11 protein-coding genes are annotated in these 21,963 nt (G+C 44.9%); 1 reads left to right on the forward strand and 10 read right to left on the reverse strand.

What is annotated here, in order from left to right; all coding sequences use genetic code 11:
* Positions 1-85: 85 nt before the first annotated feature.
* Both RCO84_RS10975 and RCO84_RS10980 read right to left on the reverse strand, forming a co-directional pair.
* Positions 86-1,642, reverse strand: coding sequence for an IS1182 family transposase (locus RCO84_RS10975; RefSeq protein ID WP_317585100.1), 1,557 nt, complete (start codon positions 1,640-1,642; stop codon positions 86-88).
* Between the two features lie 306 nt (positions 1,643-1,948).
* A complete protein-coding gene (locus RCO84_RS10980; RefSeq protein ID WP_022120089.1) occupies positions 1,949-2,116 on the reverse strand; it encodes a 4Fe-4S binding protein in 168 nt (55 codons plus the stop codon).
* A gap of 223 nt (positions 2,117-2,339) precedes the next feature.
* On the opposite strand from RCO84_RS10980, the gene porT reads away from it, so the two are divergent.
* Positions 2,340-3,086 (forward strand): type IX secretion/gliding motility protein PorT/SprT, encoded by a 747-nt coding sequence (gene porT / locus RCO84_RS10985; protein WP_317585101.1) that lies wholly within the window; start codon positions 2,340-2,342, stop codon positions 3,084-3,086.
* A gap of 82 nt (positions 3,087-3,168) precedes the next feature.
* Here the strand turns inward: porT and RCO84_RS10990 are convergent, their stop codons facing one another.
* The 8 genes from RCO84_RS10990 to xyl3A form a co-directional block, all read right to left on the reverse strand.
* Positions 3,169-5,307 (reverse strand): glycoside hydrolase 43 family protein, encoded by a 2,139-nt coding sequence (locus tag RCO84_RS10990; protein ID WP_317585103.1) that lies wholly within the window; start codon positions 5,305-5,307, stop codon positions 3,169-3,171.
* A 118-nt stretch (positions 5,308-5,425) separates the two neighbouring features.
* Positions 5,426-7,789, reverse strand: a complete 2,364-nt coding sequence (locus RCO84_RS10995; protein ID WP_317585512.1) for a glycoside hydrolase family 95 protein — start codon at positions 7,787-7,789, stop codon at positions 5,426-5,428.
* A gap of 46 nt (positions 7,790-7,835) precedes the next feature.
* On the reverse strand, positions 7,836-10,787 hold the full coding sequence (locus RCO84_RS11000; RefSeq protein WP_317585104.1) for a family 43 glycosylhydrolase: 2,952 nt from the start codon (positions 10,785-10,787) through the stop codon (positions 7,836-7,838).
* Positions 10,788-11,074: 287 nt separating this feature from the next.
* On the reverse strand, positions 11,075-12,487 hold the full coding sequence (locus RCO84_RS11005; protein WP_317585105.1) for a DUF5723 family protein: 1,413 nt from the start codon (positions 12,485-12,487) through the stop codon (positions 11,075-11,077).
* Between the two features lie 48 nt (positions 12,488-12,535).
* Positions 12,536-14,314 carry a hypothetical protein gene (locus RCO84_RS11010; protein WP_317585106.1) on the reverse strand — a complete coding sequence of 593 codons (1,779 nt, stop codon included), beginning with the start codon at positions 14,312-14,314 and terminating at the stop codon, positions 12,536-12,538.
* A gap of 840 nt (positions 14,315-15,154) precedes the next feature.
* A complete protein-coding gene (locus RCO84_RS11015) occupies positions 15,155-16,717 on the reverse strand; it encodes an ATP-binding protein (protein ID WP_317585107.1) in 1,563 nt (520 codons plus the stop codon).
* A gap of 130 nt (positions 16,718-16,847) precedes the next feature.
* On the reverse strand, positions 16,848-19,244 hold the full coding sequence (locus tag RCO84_RS11020; RefSeq protein WP_317585108.1) for a TlpA family protein disulfide reductase: 2,397 nt from the start codon (positions 19,242-19,244) through the stop codon (positions 16,848-16,850).
* A gap of 62 nt (positions 19,245-19,306) precedes the next feature.
* Positions 19,307-21,913, reverse strand: a complete 2,607-nt coding sequence (gene xyl3A, locus RCO84_RS11025; RefSeq protein WP_317585109.1) for a xylan 1,4-beta-xylosidase — start codon at positions 21,911-21,913, stop codon at positions 19,307-19,309.
* Between the last annotated feature and the right edge of the window lie 50 nt (positions 21,914-21,963).

Raw genomic sequence — 21,963 nt, forward strand, 5'->3', positions numbered from 1 at the left:
TTCTTGTTTTATCGATAACAAAACAGCCCCAAAGCTCACAAAAGGGCATAGTTATCCCTGACGATAAAAAAAACAAAATTGAGTTTTATCGTTTTATCCCCAAATATTTCTTCAAATTGAATCCTATACCGAACAACCCTATGTCCATGTAAACTTTGTCCTTTCCGAAATGCCTGAATCGCTTATAATGCATATCTGCCTTCATCTGCCCAAATACAGCTTCCGGCTCTATCGGTCGCTGGCTTCTGTGTTTCAAGCCCTCTTGAGACGTTAGTAGCAGGAAGGCTTCCTTTTTATATGCATTCAGTTTATGGTTGACATATATGGTTCTGTTGCCTTTGGATTTCTTGCAGAGACTTCCAAGCGGACATCCATCACATCGTTGTGCTCTATATAATGTAATGACAGACACATAGCCGGAGTCACTTTTCGTTTGCCGTTGTCCACAAGGTTCCATGTGTTGTCCCATGGGGCAGACATAATAGTCATCATCCCTGTTGTAGTAGAAGTTCGCTTGGTTGAAGGCATCCTCCTTGAAAGGCTTATGCTGTTCCTTGTGAAACCAGTTGTACTTTACATAACCCATCATCTCTTCCATCTCTAGGTACTCGTAGTTCTCCTCCGAGCCATACCCTGAGTCTGCGGTGACGCTCTTGGATTGCTTTCCATATCTTTTCTTGTACTTATCCAAAAAAGGCTTGAAGGTCAGGGTGTCTGTTGGATTGGGATAAAGGGCGAAATTCGTCCAATATTGATTCTCTGTCGCAATTTGAAGGTTATAGGCAGGCTTTGTCTGCCCATTGTTCATGGCATCTTCCTTGAGGCGCATGAAGGTCGCATCGGGATCAGTCTTGGAGTAACTGTTTCTCTCACCCAGTATATCCAGTGATTTTTCATACTCGCGCAGTTTGTCCGAGGCTTTGAACAAGTGATCTATCTGAGTATTTAGCTTTTGCTTCTCTCTTCCTGTAAGTTTTGCCTTAGGAAGGTTCTTAGCTTGCCTCTCACACAAACGTGCACTTCTCTCTACATCCCTGGCGGAAGTGGCTGGCTCGCTGTCTTCTTCCCTAATGTCACTCCCGCCATTCAGGCGAATTTGTTCTTTTATCTGAGCCAATGCAGCAGAGGTCTTTTCCAAGAGCTTAGCCCTGTTCTTTTCCACGGTCTTCTTCCATACAAACGTGTACTTGTTTGCTTTCGACTCTATCTTAGTGCCATCAACACATTGTTCCTCCAGACTAATCACGCCCTTTTCAACCAATATGGAGACGACCGCATCAAAATAGAAGTCGATGCATTTAATCATATGATGGGATCTAAAGCGGTTGATTGTTGCGAAAGATAATTGCTTACCTCCACAAATCCACATATAGCGAACATCGTATTTAAGTGCGTCCGCTATGCCACGACAGGAATAAATGCCATTGATATAGGCAAAAACAACTAAACTTAGAAGCATCTTCGGACTGTAAGGAGGAGCACCAATCCCATCATAGGTATCCATGAGAGGGTTGATGTCCATACTGCGAACAATACGATCCACCATACGAACTTTGCTGTCTTTTGGCACATAATCATCGAAAGAGTTAGGAAAAAAGCTCAATTCGTGCCGAGTTTCAGATTTTATTTGTATCTTTGCCATACTTAAAGAAGTTTTCTGCAAAGATACAAATCTTTTGCGGAAAGGCAAAGCCCGAGCTTGTGAAAGTTTGGGCTTTGTTGTAAATAAAAATGTTTTTTAAAGATTTCGTATCTGTGAAAAGGCAAAAAATAAAAAGGGGTGCGTCACAGACTTATGACACACCCTCTTTTCGTTTCTATGATTTATACTATGAGTTAAAAAGATAAAAAGGTAAACAAATCTATAAACAACGGAAAACGAAAAGAGCGATTCCCAAGGGAACCGCTCTCTATGTTTTATGTAACTAAAAGTATCTATCCTTAAAGATTAAGGAAGACTGATTGCCTCGTTAGGGCAAACATCAGCACAAGTACCACACTCTGTGCAGAGGTCTGGGTTGATAGAATACTTATCGCCCTCAGAGATTGCACCTGATGGGCACTCATCAATACATGTACCGCAAGCGATACAATCGTCACCAATTACGTATGCCATAATTATTAATGTTTAAATGTTTATAATGTTTTTGTATAATATGCTTGTAATTTGTCTTACTTCATAACATCAGGTATATTACCTAATAATTATGGTGCAAAGATAATAATAATTTCTGAAATACCTACAATTAGGTATAAGAATTTTCAAGAATTAGATTAATTTATACATAATCGAAATAAAACGGAAAGCAATATGAAGAGGAATATTCCGTTATAAATATATGAAACAGAAACTATTGACATTCATCATAAGCCTTGCCATCACAATCCAGGCTGGCGCACAGGAAAGAACGGTAGAAAACCGTCCTTATACCGATTTGCGCCCATTCCACTTCGGTGTATTAGTAGGTACCCACTTCCAGGATATAGAATTCCAGAATGCAGGACCGGTGACTTATCTTGATGCTGACGGCATTGAGCAGCAAAGCTGTGTAACAGTAGACCAGGACAGATGGGATCCTGGATTTACAGTAGGTGTACTAGGAGAATTCCGCCTCAACACCCACTTCCAGCTACGCATAGCACCAGCCATGTATTTCGGTACCCGACATCTCTCCTTCTACAACATGCTGGAAAAAGATGGAGCCGGTAATCCGATCCAACAGAAACAGGAGATGAAGACGGCTTACATTTCCAGTGCCCTCGACCTGATATTTGCAGCACAGAGATTCAACAATCACCGTCCCTATATCATGGCAGGAATCAACCCGATGATAAATCTGAACAGCAAGAACGAAGATTATATCAAACTGAAGAAAACAGATTTGTACCTGGAGTTGGGATTGGGGTGTGATTTCTATCTGCCTTATTTCAAACTTCGCCCAGAACTGAAGTTTATGTATGGAATAACAGATACATACGATAAGAATCACATCAAAAATATAAAAGACAAGAGTACACTCCCATATACACTATCAGCTAAGTCAGCACATAGCAAAATGATAGCACTTACATTCTATTTCGAATAATCGAACAATATCACATAAGATAAAGAGGCAGACTCCCCACAGCGAGAGTCTGCCTCTTCTAATTTATAAAGAACAGATATCTTTACTCAACAACTTCCCATGTAAAAACACATCCGTTCTTCATGCCGGCATCAGCACCTTGGTAATCTGCAGAATAAGGACTTCCATCCACAGGATTCTTACCCACATAACGCTGAGTCTTCAGAGAAAGCAGCATGCAGCGGTTATAAAGCATATCCTGCCATACAAACTCCTCTGCCTTGGAAGAGTCGGAAGTCAGACGAACATCACCAGATAAACCAGCACCAGCAATATAAACATATCGTCCGTCAGCCGTCTTCAAAGCAATCTTTCCCTTACCTCTATCCTCCACAACAAACTTCACCTGATTTCTCATGTCCTTTCGGTTACTAGAACTATGCATCAACCCATGTCCGGTAGCATCCATCAGACTGCCATCAGCGAGATTAGAGAATCTTATGGTCTTTCCGATAGGCAAATTAGCTGTTCTGTCAGCCATCGGCTCCTCTACCATGAAATCATCGAAATCAGCCACACCGCCATTCAATTCCTTCTTGTTGAAAGCATAAAGTGCCACACGTACACCCTGGAAGGTCTTCAACTGATAAGGTGAAAGCATCTGCTCACCGATATTCTCCCAGTTCTTACCATCCAGAGAGTAGGAATATTGCAACTGGCTCTTGTCATAATCACCCCAAAGGCGCAACCATACTACCTTGCTTTTAGCCAAAGGCTTCCACACTTCCTTGTTGGTATTCTGATCATAACATCTCAAGTTCAACCCCTTATCCGTCTTGACAACGCCCAATGAAGCGTATGGCGTATTGATGGCACCCAAACCAGCCTCATCACCTACCTTCAAGCGGGAAGCATCCAACTTTACAGATGTATAAGATACCGGCCCGATGGCACGCTGCGTCAATGTATTCTTTGCCCAAAGCAGTTGCTTGGCAGGCATGGAATGCAAACGGAGCCATCCTTTTCGTTCCTTATTCAGCGACCACATCTTGTCATTCGGATTATGATTCCATTGCCAAACCGGTTTAAAAGTTTTACCCGAGAAATCATCACATCTGTCGTATGGAGCCTGAGGCGCTTTTACCGCATCATTCGGTTTGAACCAGGTACGAGGCGAGCGTCCCAGGTTCTTCTCCAATCCGAAGTAAGGCCAGCCGTCAACCCAAGTGATAGGCGACAGACACACCGTTCTTCCCACGGCATTGAAGTCCTGCATCGAAACACCCCACCATTTTCCGTCCGGAGCCTGCACGATGCCACCCTGATGAATGGTAGCACATCCCAGGTTCAGACCATTAGGCTTGTTGTTCTGGAATTTGAAACCATCTTCCGGCAAAGGCCGACCAATTCCCATGTTACCTACGCTCCATCCAGCAGCATAACCATACGATTCGCGTTCACTAATTACGCAAGTTTCATAAGGTCCCCAAATGCTCTTGCTTCGGGCACACTGCATGCGGCCCATCGGTGAATAATCTGCAGAGAGGATATAGTACATACCATTGATTTTATAAACATGATGTCCCTCACCCATCGCATTGCCTTCCGGAATCACCACCTTACTGCTGCCCTCTACCGGACCACTCAAATCGGGTTTCAACTCCGTAACGGTCACGTTGCCATACTTGTGCACGGCATAAATCTTGCCATCCTCATCGAAGAGCACAGAGAGGTCATAGATATCGCCATTAACTTTATGATGCGTCCAAGGACCCTTGGCACTGTCCGAGATATACACCTGCAATCCATGCCCGTTGATATTGGAGAAGATATAGAACTTGCCGTTATGATATCGAATGGCAGGCGCCCAGATACCCTGTCCGTAAGCCTCCTTACCGTTTCTGAGATTGAAATCATCAGAATCATCGAATCGGTCGAAGCAATAGGAAGAGAACTCCCAATTTACGAGATCCTTGGAATGGAGCACCACCAATCCCGGCACACTGTGCATCGTAGTACCTGCCAGATAGTAATCCTCCCCTACTCTGATAATATCAGGATCAGAAAACTCATCATAAAACAAAGGGTTTGTAAAGGTACCATTACCATTATCAGCCGACCAAGACTTCCCTTTCAAAGTCTGTGTCAGAACATTCTTGGCTGCAGATTTTTTCTGCGCCGCTGCTCCCAAAGAACCGCTCAAAAAAGCGATGCAACAGGTTGCAAATAATAATTTCTTCATTCTCATTGATAGGTCTAAAAGATTATTATAAAAAATATTGCCACAAAAGTACGAATAATTATCCAACCAGAGGTGGACAAAATGATACTTTTATGGCAACAAATGTGATTTTAGGACATTATTTAATCAGATAAGTCTTTCCTGGTTCTGTTTCCAAGTCATATTCATATACGTCAGGAATAGGAACCTTCACTCCTTCTGCTATCCGATGCTGTTCCATTACAGGTTTCACTTCTGCAGATGCAAAAAGGATATTGGGACATGTTCCTTCTGCCTTCTTCAGCTTTTTCGCCTTCAGCGGTACGTATGAACGGAGACGCAGGATGCCTCCGATGGTGGAACGAATCTTCGCCTTCATCAGTCTGCCATTCTTCCAGTCCATATCCACCACAAAGCCGCCACGGGCACGAAGTCCCTTTACGCTTCCTTCTTTCCAGGCATCAGGCAAGGCTGGCAAGAGATGCACAGCTCCATCATGACTTTGCAAGAGCATCTCTGCGATACCGGCAGTAACACCAAAGTTACCATCTATCTGGAATGGCGGATGGGCATCGAAGAGATTCGGATAGGTTCTGCCATCAGGATATTCCTTTGCCTGCGCATCAGATGGCAACAGACGAAGCATATTGCTGATGATTCTGAAAGCATGATTGCCATCGAGCATGCGTGCCCAGAAGTTCGTCTTCCAACCCAGACTCCAGCCCGTAGCCTGGTCGCCACGATGCTTCAGAGTGGTGGCTGCGGCATGGAACAGTTCCGGATGAGAGAAAGGAGAAATCTGATTGGATGGATACAATCCATAGAGATGCGAGATATGGCGATGCTCATTCTTCGGATCATCCGCATCCACAAGCCACTCCTGCAACTGTCCGTACTTTCCTATCTGCATCGGCGGAATCTGCGAAACCAACTGCTGTATATCCTTGCGCTCAGCCTCATCAACACCCAATATTTCAGAAGCCTTCACGGCACTGGTTAAGGCATCGAAGGCTATCTGGTTATCCATTGTACATCCCGCCGTTACGGCAGTTCTTTTACCCTTAGGTCCCTGTTCCGGACTCACCGACGGCACGGTTACCTTCCATTCGGTGCCCGGCAACTTCTGCATATAGTCAAGATAGAACTCAGCAGCACCTTTTATTACCGGATACCACTGCTTGAGGAAAGCCTTGTCGCCCGTATAGAGATAATGCTGCCAGAGATGGGTAGTGAGCCAGGCACCGCCGTTCGGGAACATGCCCCACTGCGCACCATCCACCGGACCTGCTATGCGCCAGATATCGGTGTTATGATGTGCCATCCAGCCACGACAACCATACATTTCCCTAGCCGTCTGTGCTCCCGTTACGCTCAAATCCTTAATCAGCGAATACAGAGGCTCCGTGGTGTTACCGAGATTCGTTACCTCGGCAGGCCAGTAGTTCATCTCCGTATTGATGTTGATGGTATATTTACTGTCCCAAGGCGCATTTTTGCTGTTGTTCCAAACACCCTGCAAGTTTGCAGCCTGTCCACCAGGCTGGGAAGAGGAGATGAGCAGATAGCGACCATAGTTATACATCAGTGCCACCATCGCCATATCCTTGCTGCCTGCAAATTTCTCCAGGCGCTGGTTGGTAGGCAACGAAGCATTGATATCGGTTGGCAAAATCAGAGAGGAAGTAGCAAACTGCTTCTGGTAAGCCTCCACATGGCGTTTCTCCAACTGTGCATAGCTCATCAGTTTCACCTTATTTATATAGTCAGCATTGCGTTGGGCAGCATTGTCCGACACATTGTGATAGTTCACAAAATTAGTGGCAGCACTCACGATGATGGTTGCCTCGGTGCCATCCGTCCTTACATCTGCCACACATTCGGCAGTGAGAGCCGCCTTGATGCCTTCCTGGTCTTGTCCCTTCACCTTCAGCATAACCCCTGAAGGCATTTTCTGAGTCTGATGTTCAAAAGGCGAATCCAGGGTAACATCGATATTCAAAGCCCCCTTTCTACTCGCCTTGATGTGGCAAACGATGACGCCATCAGCCAGCGAAGCAAAGGTAGTACGGGTATATCTTACGCCATCCATCACGAAAGAAGTCGTGGCAATCGCCCTCTTCAAATCCAGGTTGCGCACAAACTGCTCAGCCTTTCCCCGGTTCTTCATGGTGATATGCAGATTTGCCATCGGCAGGAAGCGCATGCCATGAGGTCCGGGGATGAAGGTCTGATTGATGAGAGCAGCCGCCTCCTCTTCCCTACCATTGAAGATAAGTTCCCTCACCTTTGGCAGGTTCTCCAGAGATTTCTTGCTATTGTTGTTATGAGGACCGCCACTCCAGAAAGTCTCCTCATTCAACTGGATATTCTCATCCGTGGTTCCGCCATACACCATACCTCCCAAGTGAGAATTTCCTATAGGTAAAGCCTCCAACCAATGTTGGGCTGGGGCGTTATACCAAAGCAGAGTACTATTATCAGAACTGCTAGCCTTAGCCATCATCTTTACCGGAAGAAGGAACGCCAAAGCCATAGTTCCCACTATGATTCTATTTCTCACTACTATTCTGTTTTTGATACTCAAAACTATCCACATCTATATATCCTCCGGTAGCCTTTGTCGCATAGTTATAGATGGCAATACGGGTGCCCATGAAGAAGCGGCGATAATCATATTGCATCTTGAAATCCTTGATGGCAGGAATCCAAGTCTTGCCGTCTATACTATATAATAAGGTGGCGAGATCCTGATGAAGACGGAAATCGCAACTCATCTTCAGATAGATGATGCTTGATTTCGTTGCCTTATCCTGCTTCAGATTCAAAGGCTGGCGATACACCTCCTCACGCTTCACATCGGTCACAGCCTTTTCCTTTTCAGTCAAAGCTACACTCTCCTTGGTACCCACCACAAAGAGTTTCTTGCCTTCCTTTACAATAGAGAGCAAAGCTGCATCACCCTGGAAGGCTGACAGACCAGCCACATCGCCATCTTTCATCTTGCTCACATCCATCTTGATGATTCCCTCGCAGGTTGGTCCTTCGGTACGGGTACTGATGGTATTAGGAGCCAGGAAGATGTTAGGAACAATACGGGATGTCTTCAGGCGGAGCCAGCCCTTGCGCTCTGTGAGCGACCAGGCATTATCCACAGGATTGTGGTTCCACTGCCACTGCAATTCCAGTTTATCCTTCGAGAAATCATCACTATACACGAGTCCCTTACCGTCATATCCCAATACAGGCTTCTGTATCTCGGCAGGAATATTGCCCTTCTCATCGGTCAGCATAGGCCATCCGTCCTTCCAGGTACATGGCTCCAGCGTGAGCACTCTGCCCACACCACCACGGTCTTGGAATACGATGCCATACCAGTTGCCATCCTTATCATCTACAATCGTACCTTGTCCCACGCCGTTGAATCCGGCAAACTCCGTTTCCAGAATCACCTTTTTTTCGTAAGGACCCGTTATCTTATCAGCACGATAACAAACCTCACGACGAGGATGTCCCTGTGGCCACGAAATCATCAGGAGATAATACTTGCCGTTGTACTTGATCATGCGGGAGCCTTCGAGCAAACCCGTTTCATCAGCATCACGCTCAAAGAGTTTACGATGGCTGCCCGGCACCACTTCCGTAAGGTCTGCATTCAGCTGCACCATCTCTCCCGTTCCATAAACCACGTATGCCTTATCGTCGTCATCGAAGAAGAGAGCGGCATCATGGAAATGCTGCAAACGGCTGTGGATAGTCCATTTGCCCTCGATATCATCGGCTGTACAGATATAAGTCTCTCCACCGGGATTATCATTCGGAGCAAAGAGCGCATAGAACTTGCCACGATGATACTGCAGCGAAGTGGCCCACTGACCACGACCATACACCGTACCCTCCTTCATGTCATACTTAGGCGAATCGGTAAGTTTAGGGAAGATATAGTTCACGGTTTCCCAGTTCACCAGATCCTTCGATTTCATGATAGGCGCACCCGGCATCAGATGCATGGTGGTGCTTACCATATAGAAGCTGTCACCCACACGGATTACATCCACATCAGGCACATCAGCCCAAACCACAGGATTGGCGAAATTCTTCTCAAACTTCCACCAGTCGAAATTGAAGAGTTTGCTCCCCTTCAATCCCTTGAACACGAAGTATATATCATGCTTTCCTGTCACTTTCTTTAGCATTTGTGCCGAGAAAGTCTTCCACTTTTCCCAGCCACCCGTCTTGGTAACATCAAGTTTAGCTATCAGTTCGCCATCTTCCTTATCGAGATGAACCTCCAGCGAACCTCCAAGCGAAGAGCACGCTGCAGAGATGGCAAATGCATCCGGACTCTCATTTCCGAAATCCACCTCGCGTACCTTGATATAATCGCCTGTATGAATTTCAGAGATATAAACACCCGTATCATCGGTCTGCTCCGACTTCACTCCCTTAGAGAAAGCGATGGTTTCAGCCTCCTGACGCTTGTAAGGATTGAGGGTTGCGATAGGAGCCACTCCTTCCTGGGTATGATGGATGATTGGGAAGGTGCCGTCGGCATTATATTTGAATTCTTCCACAGCCACACTGCGTCCGAATCCGCCACCCAGTTTACTCGTATGATAGAAGAAATAAGACTTGCCCTTGAAGTCGGTCACACCGCAATGGTTAGTAAAGGAACCCGTATCTTCCAATGGCATGATTTCACCCATATACTTCCATGGTCCGAAAGGCTTCTTACTCATGGAATAAGCAATGTGCTCAGGCACTCCACCTGCAGCATAGAGCATATAATAGTTCTTGCCACGCTTCATGAGCCAAGGTCCCTCTGTGTAGCAATCCTTATATTTTCGGGTAGAATCACGCTTCTCCACGTCAGGCGAACCGAATCCCTCCTCAGTCATCACGATTCTGCCCACTTCACGCTTTTCATCAACAGCTGCCTTAGCATCTATACCCCCCTTGAAGCTGATCATATCTTTATTCAGTTTGGCATAGTAAAGATGCGGATTACCCCAATAGAGATAAGCCTGACCATCCTCATCCATCCAGACGGTAGGGTCGATATTGTCCCAACTTCCATTATCGAAAAGCGGTTTGCCCAGCGCATCCTTGAACGGACCGGTAGGAGAATCTGCCACAGCTACGCCGATAGCCATTCCGCCCGTCAGTTTAGAGTGCGCACAGATATACCAGTAATACTTACCATTACGTTCGATGGTCTGTGCTGCCCAGGCACGGTCGTCTGCCCAGGAAAAAGAACTGAGGTCGAGCGGAGAACCATGGTCTGTCCAGTTCACCATATCCTTGGTGGAATACACACGCCATTCGTTCATCCAGAAGAAGTCGGCCTTATCTTCATCATGACCGGTATATACATAGAGACGGTCTCCAACAACCAGAGGTGCTGGGTCGGTAGTTAACTGTGTTTGCACGATAGGATTCTGCGCATTCATCGTTGCGCTCATACTGATGCACAAAGCCGAAGCAATCAAAAACTTATTGTTCATTGTTTATCTAAAATTATTAGTTTCTATTATTGAGTGCAAAGGTAGCAATAAAACAGACATTTTACTTTGCTGTATGTTACAAATACTTTAGCCAAACAACCATAATGTAAGAAAAAAACGGTGCATTTCAAAAGAAACACACCGTTTTTACATCTTTACCTATAAGTTTTGCCCGAAATAAACGAGGGTACTTCTTGTCGAAACACCCTCGTTAACAGGATTTTGCATGAATTCTTGTTTAAAGAACACGGCTGCAAAGGTAGGAGTTGGTTCAGGGCGTATGGGAGTTACCAGGTAACACTCATACCCAATGCGATGCTGGCATTGGAACTGAGAGGAATAAACTCTTTGCTGGTCTTGCCCAAGATGTGATCCATACCGATGAAGAAGTTGTAACCCTTTGGATGGATATTCAGAACATAACCCATACTTGTAGCAAAACTGCTGACAGCAAAGTTGATACCACCATCCAACCACTTCAATGGTTTCCAGTTGGCACTGAGTCTACCCTCGCTCCAGGTATAATCACCATTGATGTGGGTGCTGCTCAGCAAACCGAAGGACAACTTGTCGTATGCTGGCAAACCGTACTCTGCGCCAAAGTTGAGCGTAGCAGCCAGAGCGGTAGTACGACTACCCTGGTCGCCCAAATCCTTCAGGTTGATGAAGTCGGTAATCTGGTCGCCATAGTCATCCATCTTGTCATCGATGGTAGAACCGCTGTTTTCTCTTACCGCAGTATCATGGAAGCCATTGAACTCGAAGCTCTCAGCTCTGTTCACAGCCTTCATATTGTTGCTCCAGTTGATGAAGCCCAAATCGAGAACAGAAGCACTCAGGGTCAGGTTATCGTTCAACTTATAGACACCACCGAGGTCGAGCGCCATACCGAAACCGCCCAATCCTGCTCCATCAACATCTACATCATCTATCTTTTCGTACTCCCCCTTCTCCGGGTTGTTATATTTATCTCTTGAAGTCTTATAAGTAAAGCCCTTCATAGAAACCTGGGCATTCGCCTTGCCGGAAACAATCCACTTGTCTGTACCAGAGAGGTCAGCACGCAGGTTTTCCAGACGAACATCACCGTCAGCCACACCGAAGAGGAACTTCAATTTAGCACCGATGCGGAGTTTCTTGTTAATCTGATGAGAGTGACCCAATGCCAATTCAGCATAAGAGCGAGCCATCATGCTCACATCACCAATCTCATAATTCTGGTTACCCGTGTTCTTGGCAAATTCAAACAACTCATAAGGCAGGGAAGCACCGAAAGATGCCTTGGCCTTCACCTCGATGGTATTATAACCGCCAAAGCCCTTGAAACCGGCAGAAAGTATGGAGATGCCCACATCACCCTGTATGCGGTTGTTGCTCTTGCTGAAGCCTTTCAGCGCCTCATCGGCAGAGATATAAGGATTCATGAAGGAAGTCATCTTCTTGGCACCCGCCTCCTGTCCGTACATCGGATTGTTCAGTACAATATCCTGGTAGCCGAAGTTGCCCTGCAGGTTGACATTTATATTACCCAAAGCAGGGATGGTGATATAGTTCTGCTTGTTCTCAAAAGCCGGGTTCATATCGTGACGGAACTTGTAGTCGTCAGTAAAGTAAGCGGAATTGAGCGTCTGAGCCATTGCGGTGCCACCCATCATGAGCAGAGAGGCAACCAAGACATGCTTATATATTTTATTCATCATTTTCTTTGTCTTTTATGTGTGTTATTATTCTGTTACTACTCTCTGTCATTAATTGAAGTTACCAATCACCTTACCCACGAGTTTCACCTTGATGTTTTCCAACTTCAGGGTATGCTTCTCAGAGTTGAGGTTGATACCGGTCACGGTAGTTCCATCATGGCTTGCCTTACCTTTTACCTTATAAGAGAGTCCGTCGAGTTTCTGCAATCCGCCCTTTACTTTTTCACGGAGTTCTATTTCCAGCGGAGAGTTCACGGCTGTCACGCCATCAGCAGATGCTTTCACAGTACCCTTCTTGACATTCACTTCTATCAGGTTACTGATATCAGTACCTTCCAGTCCGAGTGGAGTTGCCTCTACGATGAGGGTAGCAGGAACCAGGTTCTGCGCATCGGCTGTCAGCCGAACATAAGTTCCTTCAGACAATTCCAGATCATCCAGATCATCATTCCATCCGTCGAAATCATCAGCATATTCGATGACTGCATCCTCGGCAAATGCCAATGGTGCATAAATCTCGTAGCTTGGAACAACATGGTAATAGCGGCCGAACTCGATGGTCATTTCCTGACTGAGATCAGCCTTTGTCTTTACATCGGTAATCTGTACGTGGTCTGGAATATGCTGGTTGATAAGTGTAGCCAGGTTGCTCACCTCATATACATTGGCAGCACCATACTGAGCAGTCAGTTCTTCTGTATTATGGCGGCAGATACAGATCTTGGTCACTGGCACAACAGTAGTCTTGCAGATATTCATCTCAGGGAGTTGCACGGTAGCCAAGTTCTGACCGTTCTTGGTAGAAATCACCTTAGCACTCACCTTTGCCGCCGCATCCATATCATTTTTGATAGAAAGAATAATCTGAGGATTATCCAAGTCAGCTCTTACACCATCTTCTGAAAGGAAGTCAGGAACGCCCGTCACAGATACATCACCCAAGCTTGAGATATTGATTTCTGGGTCGAAAATACCGGTAGCAGACTTCAAGGTAATATCATTGACTGTCACGTTGGCACCGATAGACAGTGCAGATGTAGGAACACCCGTTACATTAGCCTCAATACCGAGATCGAAATAACCATCCATCTTGATAGAGCCATTATTGCCGATGACAACCTTACCATAAGCATCCTGATTTGCGAAATCCAGTTTTTTAGCTTTGATGGTGAGTTGAAGATTGCGGCTTGTTGAAACATTCTCCACGGTAATCTTCGAGCCGTTGACCATAGGAACGCCATTGCCATTACCATTGACAGATGAAATCTGCAGATAGCCAGGAAGAGTGAGGGTAGCCTTATTAATCTTGTTGATAGCAGAAGAAAGACCACCAAGAGTGAGATTAATCTTCAGTTCGATTTCGCCAGCCACCTCAGCACTTTTCAGGCTCTTCACAGCAGCATCCGTACCATTATATTTAAACATCAACTCCTTAGGAGAGACAAAACTGAGATGACTACCGGCTGCACGGGTACCCTTGGCAGCAGAATTGGCATTTAAGGTTAGCGTATTAGAATAAGAATTACCCCTCAGAACAATAGGAGAAATCATTGGTGAAGCAGATGATGCCTCAGAACCTGTCAATTGGAACAGATAATCACCATTTGCGGCAATCTTCACACTACCACCCTCTTCCAGTTCCAGAATATCAGACAGAGGTATGTTCATGGTAGAACTGGCAGGTATTTCCAATTCGCCACTACCAAATCCCATCGTAGCATCAATCTGGTCAAAATCATAATCGTCATTTGTACACCCAGTTACCGAGAAACCCAACGTCAATAAAGACGCAAGTAACAGACTTGCTTTCATTTGCTTTTTCTTCATAGTTTATGAATATTTGATAATTATATAACTTTACCCTCTTAAAGAGAACTTACATAAATTAAAATATATTTGCAAATATAGCATTTTTTTATTAATAAACATGTAAAATAATCAGAAATATTCGCTCAATTCCTCAATTTATACACAAGACACCGTTATTTTACGAATATTTCCACCTCAAAAGTCTGTTGACCACACATCATGATTCTTCAATAATCTCACTCCACAGGATGGCGTCCCAGCAGATTTGCAATCCTCCAACAAGAAAAAAACACACGGACAAATTGAATTTGTCCGGATTGTTTGTCTGAGCGTTTATAACTACCCAATAATCAGATAATTATGTAACATCGGACAATTTGTCCGGACAAATTCAATTTGTCCGTGTTATTTTTTTAGCATGAAATCATAAAGAAATACAAGGATTCCCATCTGGTAAGCGATGAGTTCCCAAATAGAAAACGCAGACTTCAGCCCCAAGAAACGGTGAGCTTTAGAGGAGAAAGCTATGAGTTAGGATTCGTTAACATAAAGCTCTAAAGCAGCCGCATAAGAGAAAAATCAAATTTGCTTCTCTAAGTATTTTATCGCTACAACCTTACATATATTCGCAAATTGCACTGAGTAGAGTGCAATTTTTAACGTAAATTGCACTCTACTCAGTGCAATTTCGTATTTAATTCGTATATTTGCACCCATAAAGAGCAATATGGATGCTCTATTGATAGATAATCCTTTATTATAGAAAAGATGACCCCGCATTTTGCAAGGCCATCTTTTCTGTTGCTACTCCCCAAACTTCCACCAATCCAGGAAGAAGAGGTTCTGCTACCAAGGGAACTATTTTGCCCAATCCAATACAATCGTCTTATCTTCATCAATCATAAAGTTCATACCAATCTTTTCCACGGTTTTGCCTTTTAGGGCAAAAGCATCAGCATAATGCTTGTTGTTGATTTGGTCAAGAGACTCTTGTGCCGACTTATTAAATTTCAGTTCTATCACATAGATGGTATCCTTTGTTTCCATCGTAATGTCTGTTCTTCCCCGGAAAGTATGCTGTTCCACCAATATACGGAAATTCATAAGCAGGGCAAAGATGATATACATTGTCTGCTGATAATGCCCCTCATAATCGGTATTATCGCAATAAGGTACCATCTCCCAGAACGTTTTCAATAGCTGAAGAGCACCGTCCATGTTACCCTTATTGATAAGAGCAGACATCTTGGCCACGGTCGTATTGCACATTGCAGACTTTGCCGCCAAATAATGCGGCAACATACTGCGATACAAACCTATCCTCACTTCTTTGTTAGGCAGAGCCAAAGTATAGAGTTCCGTTTCCGGATCATAATTCTTGATAGTGATATAACCACTCTGATAAAGCAAAGGCATGATAGTAGTCATCGTCTCAGTGGCTGCATCGAAATCATCCTTTGATGCATCCATCTGTTCACCCAGGTCAATCGGTGTAAAGTCATATTTCCGCATCATATTAAGGAGATAAGTAGGAGTGCCTGAGCCAAACCAATAGGAATCAACCTTTCGCTTTGAAAAGCAAGTGAGCAAGCTATATGGATTGAATATGTCAGAAGAAGGCCAAGCGAAATGATAGCCATCATAATTTTCCTTCAACTTTTCCAAAGTTTTATCATACGACAAGCCCAACACATCTGCCATCTGCTGAATATCTTCATGCATTTCTGTTACAAGTTCCTCCTTGGTAATGCCGCAAATGCCAGCATATTCTGTATCCATACTCACATTTGTGATATTATTGAGTTCACTGAAGATACTAAGTTGCGAGAACTTGGTGATGCCTGTCAAGAAGACGAAACGCAGCATTCGGTCGCTATCCTTTAGGGGACTATAGAAATTGCGCATCACCTCCCTTAAGACGCCCAAGCTGGTATCCTCGTGCACCACATCAAGCAAAGGAGCATCGTATTCATCGATGAGCACAACAACCTTCTGCCCAGTCTGTTCATATACTGTTTTTATTAAATTAAGCATACGGACATTCGGGTCAGGAGAATCATTGACGATGCCAAATTTTTCTTCATTTACATTCAATATATACAAGAGATAGCGCACCAATTGGTCCTTCTCCATGTGCTTTCCACCTGCCAAACTAAAATGAAGCACAGGATATTTCGTCCACTCCTTCTCCAGTTTTTCAATAGCAAGTCCCTTAAAGAGTTCCTTCTTTCCCTCGAAGTAACTCTCAAAAGTCGAAACCAAAAGAGATTTGCCAAAACGACGTGGACGACTCAAGAAGAAATACTTTCCACTCGTATGAGTCATACGATAGATGTACTCCGTCTTATCTACATAGAGAAAGTCCGCCTCTCGAATCTCAGAGAAGGTCTGCATGCCTATTGGATATAACTTCGTTGCCATATTATCAACAATTTACTATTTACGTTGGCAAAGATAAGCAAAAATCCCGAAACCGCCAAGCGATTTCGGGATTTATTATGTATTCAACTGTGCACCCAATACCTTGAAGGGGATTTTATCAGTATTCTTACTATCTGTTCAGTTCCTTGATGATTTTCTCCAGATTGTCAAGCTGGCGGGCATCCACTTTCACATCTACCAGATTTCCTCCCTTGTCGAAGAGGCGATAGGATGGGAAGGAGTGAATGTTGAGATAATTCTCGATGGCACTCTGCTGAGCCGCTGGCAAATTGTAGTGGACGATATTGTCGCCAACCAGATTATTCCGTTTGATGAGATTTTTCCATGACTCTTCAGGACTATTGCTTACCATATAAAGATATACCACATCGTATGGCGCCAAGCGTTCGAACTCTTCCTTCGAATGGGCAAGAGCCATCTTGCAAGGGGCACACCAGATTCCCCAGACATCCAGCAATACAAGCTTTCCCTTATAAGGCTCCAATATATGGCGAAGAAGTTTCTCACCATCGCTCATATCCTGCGGAGCTGTCTTGATACTGGCAGTAATGTCACTGTTCTGCAAAGACAGGTACTTACGGTGTTCTGCCAATACTTTCTCCCTGAGAACTTCAGAACTGATACTATGTTCTACCAGGTCAAGCCCATAACTATTGAGTGGCATAGCTAGTCTTTCCAACACATGAAGAATAGCCTTGGAGATGATGACATTTTTCTGCCGCTGGCTGCACCCCATGCTATCAGCTATATGCAGGGCATAATAAACATCGAGGAGAGGAGTCTCATCCTTAAGCATCTTGGCAATATCTTCTCTTCCAATGATAGCAGTAGCGCGCTTGGCAAGGGCTGAGTTGGAAAAAGCATTTCCTATTTTCTCCTGCTCCTTGGCATCTGTCGTCTGATATTGCTTGATAGTCATGCTATCCAGATTCTTAGCCCATTGTTCCACCGTAGCAATTTCAGAATTTGTTATCGCAATATCCCCCTGAGCCTTGTGCTTTCTCAACAGTTCCGGATAATAATTGGTGAACAAGAATCCATAGGTCTTCCCCATGGGTGTACTGTACTTTAATCTTGCTTCCTGGTCGATGAGATCTTTTGTCAACATATTATAGTCACGAAACTGAGTATAAGGCTGCGGAATCTCCTTCCATATTTTTTCCACTTGGCTCACATATTCCTGAGGGAAAACATTGTCTTTCACGTGATATGCTCCTTGCAAGATATCCGTAGCATAAATGCAGAGAAGGTATTGAGCCGCATACTCCTGATAACATCTGGAAATAGATGCCGATTTTTCTATCTGTTTCCGTAAGTTCCCTTCAGCCTCCTTATATCTGGATTCAAGAATCTGCATCATCTCCTGGGCTGGAACCTTATTCTCAGACTTACCTGCATAGCCTGCGTTAATCATTGGGATAGGATGCGCCAGCAGTTCGTTTTGCAAGCGACAGTTCTTACCCATGAAGATAGCATGTCCAACCTTGAAGTCATAAAGCAGATAATAGGTCTCACCCGGCTCCAATACCGTGTTGACATAAGTATGTTTCCAGTCCATGAAAACCTCGGTAGAGTTGATGAGGGGTACTTTGATCTCAAATCTGCCAAGTGAATCGAGCTTGCTATAATTACTCACTTCCTTGAATGTACAGAAAAGATCCTCATACTTCACACAATACTCCTGCCCTCTATCCCAAAGTTCCTTAGGCATATTTCTGAGCCATCCCACAACAATAGCCGTATCGGGCTTGTTATGAGTATCCTTCAGACTTGTGGTCTCATCTTTCTGCGGATAATCCGGAAGGGTGGAAGTGGTAATGAGCGAATATTCGGCTTTCTTGCCGTTGATGCTCATCGTGCGCTTGCCATGTTGAGGTTTGTCGATGTTGACAGCCAGGTCGCTCTTGCCATCGGTAAGGATGAAAGAGTACTTATCGCCCTTCTGATTTTTCTGCTTGTATTGCCAGTAACGGCAGTCGTAGATGGCGAAATCATCGTAGAATCCTATCTCCCAATCGCCGGTCGCATCGTTTCGCCAAAGCGAGGAGAAGAGCTGTTTGATGCGGGTATCGATACTCTCGATGCCAAATATCTTGAAGTTCTCTTTGCCGTCACCTTCCAGGAAGTCAAACTTTCGGGTCTTCTTGGGGAGCGGTGCGAAATGGAAGACCACATCCTCCTTGCCTGAACTAAGCATATAGTGTTCTTCGTCAAGTTTCAGTCCATCACAGCTCTTGACGAGATATTTCTTGCCATCAGCAAGAAGATAGGTTTCCTTCACAAACTTTACCCAATAGTGTGGGCGAAAAGTGATGTGCATGAACACTCGTGTTTCATCATCTGCGAATTCCACACGATAGATGTTGAGCTGAGATTGAAAAGGATCATTAAATAGCTGGTTCGATTCAGCTATCGGCTGTTCCCAGACAATAGGTTTCTTGCCATTCCCTGCCCAGCAAGTGCAGAGCCAGATGGCTGCGATAAGTACACAAAGGATTCTTTTCATAATTCGATTATTTTATTGGATTGATACTATTGAAAGCAGTATATATTAAAGTATACCGTTACTTAATATTCAATAGAAACATCCAGTTTCTTCAAATCCTTATCAGCCGAACTGCTGCCGTAATAAACCTCATACTTTCCTGCCTTGGCACGGACGGTATTGGTTGCAGCATCGAAGAGTTCGAAGTTTCTGCTATCCAGCGTAATGACAGCCTCAGCAGTCTTTCCTGCCTTCACCTCCACTCTCTCGAAAGCCTTCAAGCTCTTCAATGGTCCTTCGGTATCGGCAGGATCCTTCACATATACCTGCACAATCTCGGTTCCATCTTTCTTTCCTACATTGCTTACCGGTACCTTCAGCGTTATCTTCTCACCCTTCTTCAGGATAGAGTTGGAAAGTGTAGCATCGCCAATACGGAAAGAAGTGTAGCTTAAACCATAACCGAATGGGAAGAGCGCATCGTTCATATAACGATAGGTTCTGCCCTTCATGCTGTAATCCTTGAAATCAGGCAACTGCTCTGAATTCTTATAGAACGTAATAGGCAACTTGCCGGCAGGATTGTACTCTCCGAAGAGTACACGAGCCACAGCCTCACCACCTTCCTGACCAGGATACCAGGCCTGGAGAATGGCATCGCAACTCTCTGTCTCTGGAGTCAAGGCGATAGCCGAACCCGAACAGTTGACAAAGACAACCTTCTTGCCCGCCTCCTTCAAAGCCTTCAGGAAATTGCGCTGAACCTTAGGCAATTCGATGTTGGTGCGGTCACCACCCTTGAAGCCAGAAATCTCGATAGGCATTTCCTCACCTTCCAACTGTGGAGAGATGCCACCTACGAAGACTACAGTCTCGCAATCCTTCAACTGCTTGAGCGAAGCCTGATAGTCGATAGGATTCTCATGACCGATATTGATCTTCATATCCGCATTATAGGTTGGCATTTCCGCATATCGTATTTCTATCTGATACTCCTTGCCTTTCACGCCCTCAAACTCGATGCGGGATTCTGCTGTGCGCCAATCGCTCTTCTCTGACTTTTTCTCACCATTCAGATAAACCTCATAATGACCGCAGGCAGCCACATCGAGCAATACCTTGGCGTTCTGCTTAGGACGGAATACGGTTTCATACTTGGCAGAAAAGCCCGTCAACTTCACATTGGGTGCAAACGAATGCTGACCATAGGTAGTTACCTGCACAGGATTCTTTTCCTGGGTGATGGTAACAGGCTTACCATTCATTTCACGATTGTTCCAGAAAGTGCCCTTAAAGCCCATCTTGCCATCCATGCTGCACTGGTCGAAGTAAGAATCCAATGTCTGGTCGTTCACCAGGTCGCACCCTTTAAAGGTGACGACCTGTTTTTTCTTCAAACGACTCTTGATACCATCCAGGATGGTAATTGTCTGTCGTGGAGTACCATTATAGTTTCCCCACATCATCGGTTCGTTATCCACATTTGGTCCGATGAAAGCAATCTTCTTTACCTTTTTATCGAGAGGCAATACCTCATTCTTGTTTTGGAGCAGCGTCATGGTCTGCAGAGCCATATCGAGCGAGAGCTGGCGATGCGCCTTGCTGCAAAGCACAGATACAGGAATCTTCGACCATGATACTATCTTGTTGTCATCCATCTCACCCAAGTCGAAACGACCTTCGAGCAGACGAATCACATGCTTATCAACTTCTTCTTCAGTCAAGGCACCATACTTCACAGCCTCAGGCACCGATTTATATATATAATTAAATCCACATTCTACATCGGTTCCAGCCAATACACCCTTAGCTGCTGCATTTCTGGCATTGCTCGAAACCTTATGATTCTCCCAGAAATCAGTAACAGCACCACAGTCGGAAACTACCAGGTACTTGAATCCCCACTCATTCCTGAGAATCTGCTGCAAAAGGCGGGTGTTGCCGCAGCATGGTTCATCATCCCAACGCTGATAGGCACACATCACCTCACGCACCTTTGCATCCTGCACCAGTGATTTGAAGGCAGGCATATAAGTTTCCCAAAGGTCGCGCGGTGTAACATCGGTAATATTGTCTGTATGGCGAGCCCATTCTGGTCCGCTATGAATTGCATAGTGCTTGGCACAAGCCCAGAGTTTGCGGTATTTCGTATCTTCAGGTCCCTGCAATCCGCGCACCACGGCACATCCCATCCTACTGGTAAGATAAGGATCCTCGCCATAGGTTTCCTGTCCACGTCCCCAGCGAGGATCACGGAAGATATTCACGTTTGGAGTCCAGACAGAGAGGGCATGGAAACGGGTTACATCTCCTCCCTTCTGCTGCAGTTCATTCCATTTGGCACGCATCTCATCAGATGTTGCATCAAAGACTCTATACACCATTCTGTCGTTAAACGAAGCTGCCATTCCGATAGGTTCCGGAAAGACGGTTACATCTCCCATGTTCGCCACACCATGCAGCGCCTCGCTCCACCACTGGAATCTCTTGATTCCCAATCGCGGAATAGCCGGCGAATCATCCAGCATCAGAGAAGCTTTCTCTTCCAAAGTGAGACGACCACATAAATCTACCGCTCTCTCATGAGCCGAGAGAGCAGGATTCTGATAAGGCAACTGCTGAGCTGAGGCATTGCCGGAAGACATAGTTATCACAAACATCAAAGCTGCGTATATAACATTCTTGTTCATTGTAATTACTATTAAGCTATTAGTATATTAAATTGTTATTTGCGCTGCAA

This window comes from Segatella copri, assembly GCF_949820605.1.
In the GTDB taxonomy this organism is placed as follows: domain Bacteria; phylum Bacteroidota; class Bacteroidia; order Bacteroidales; family Bacteroidaceae; genus Prevotella.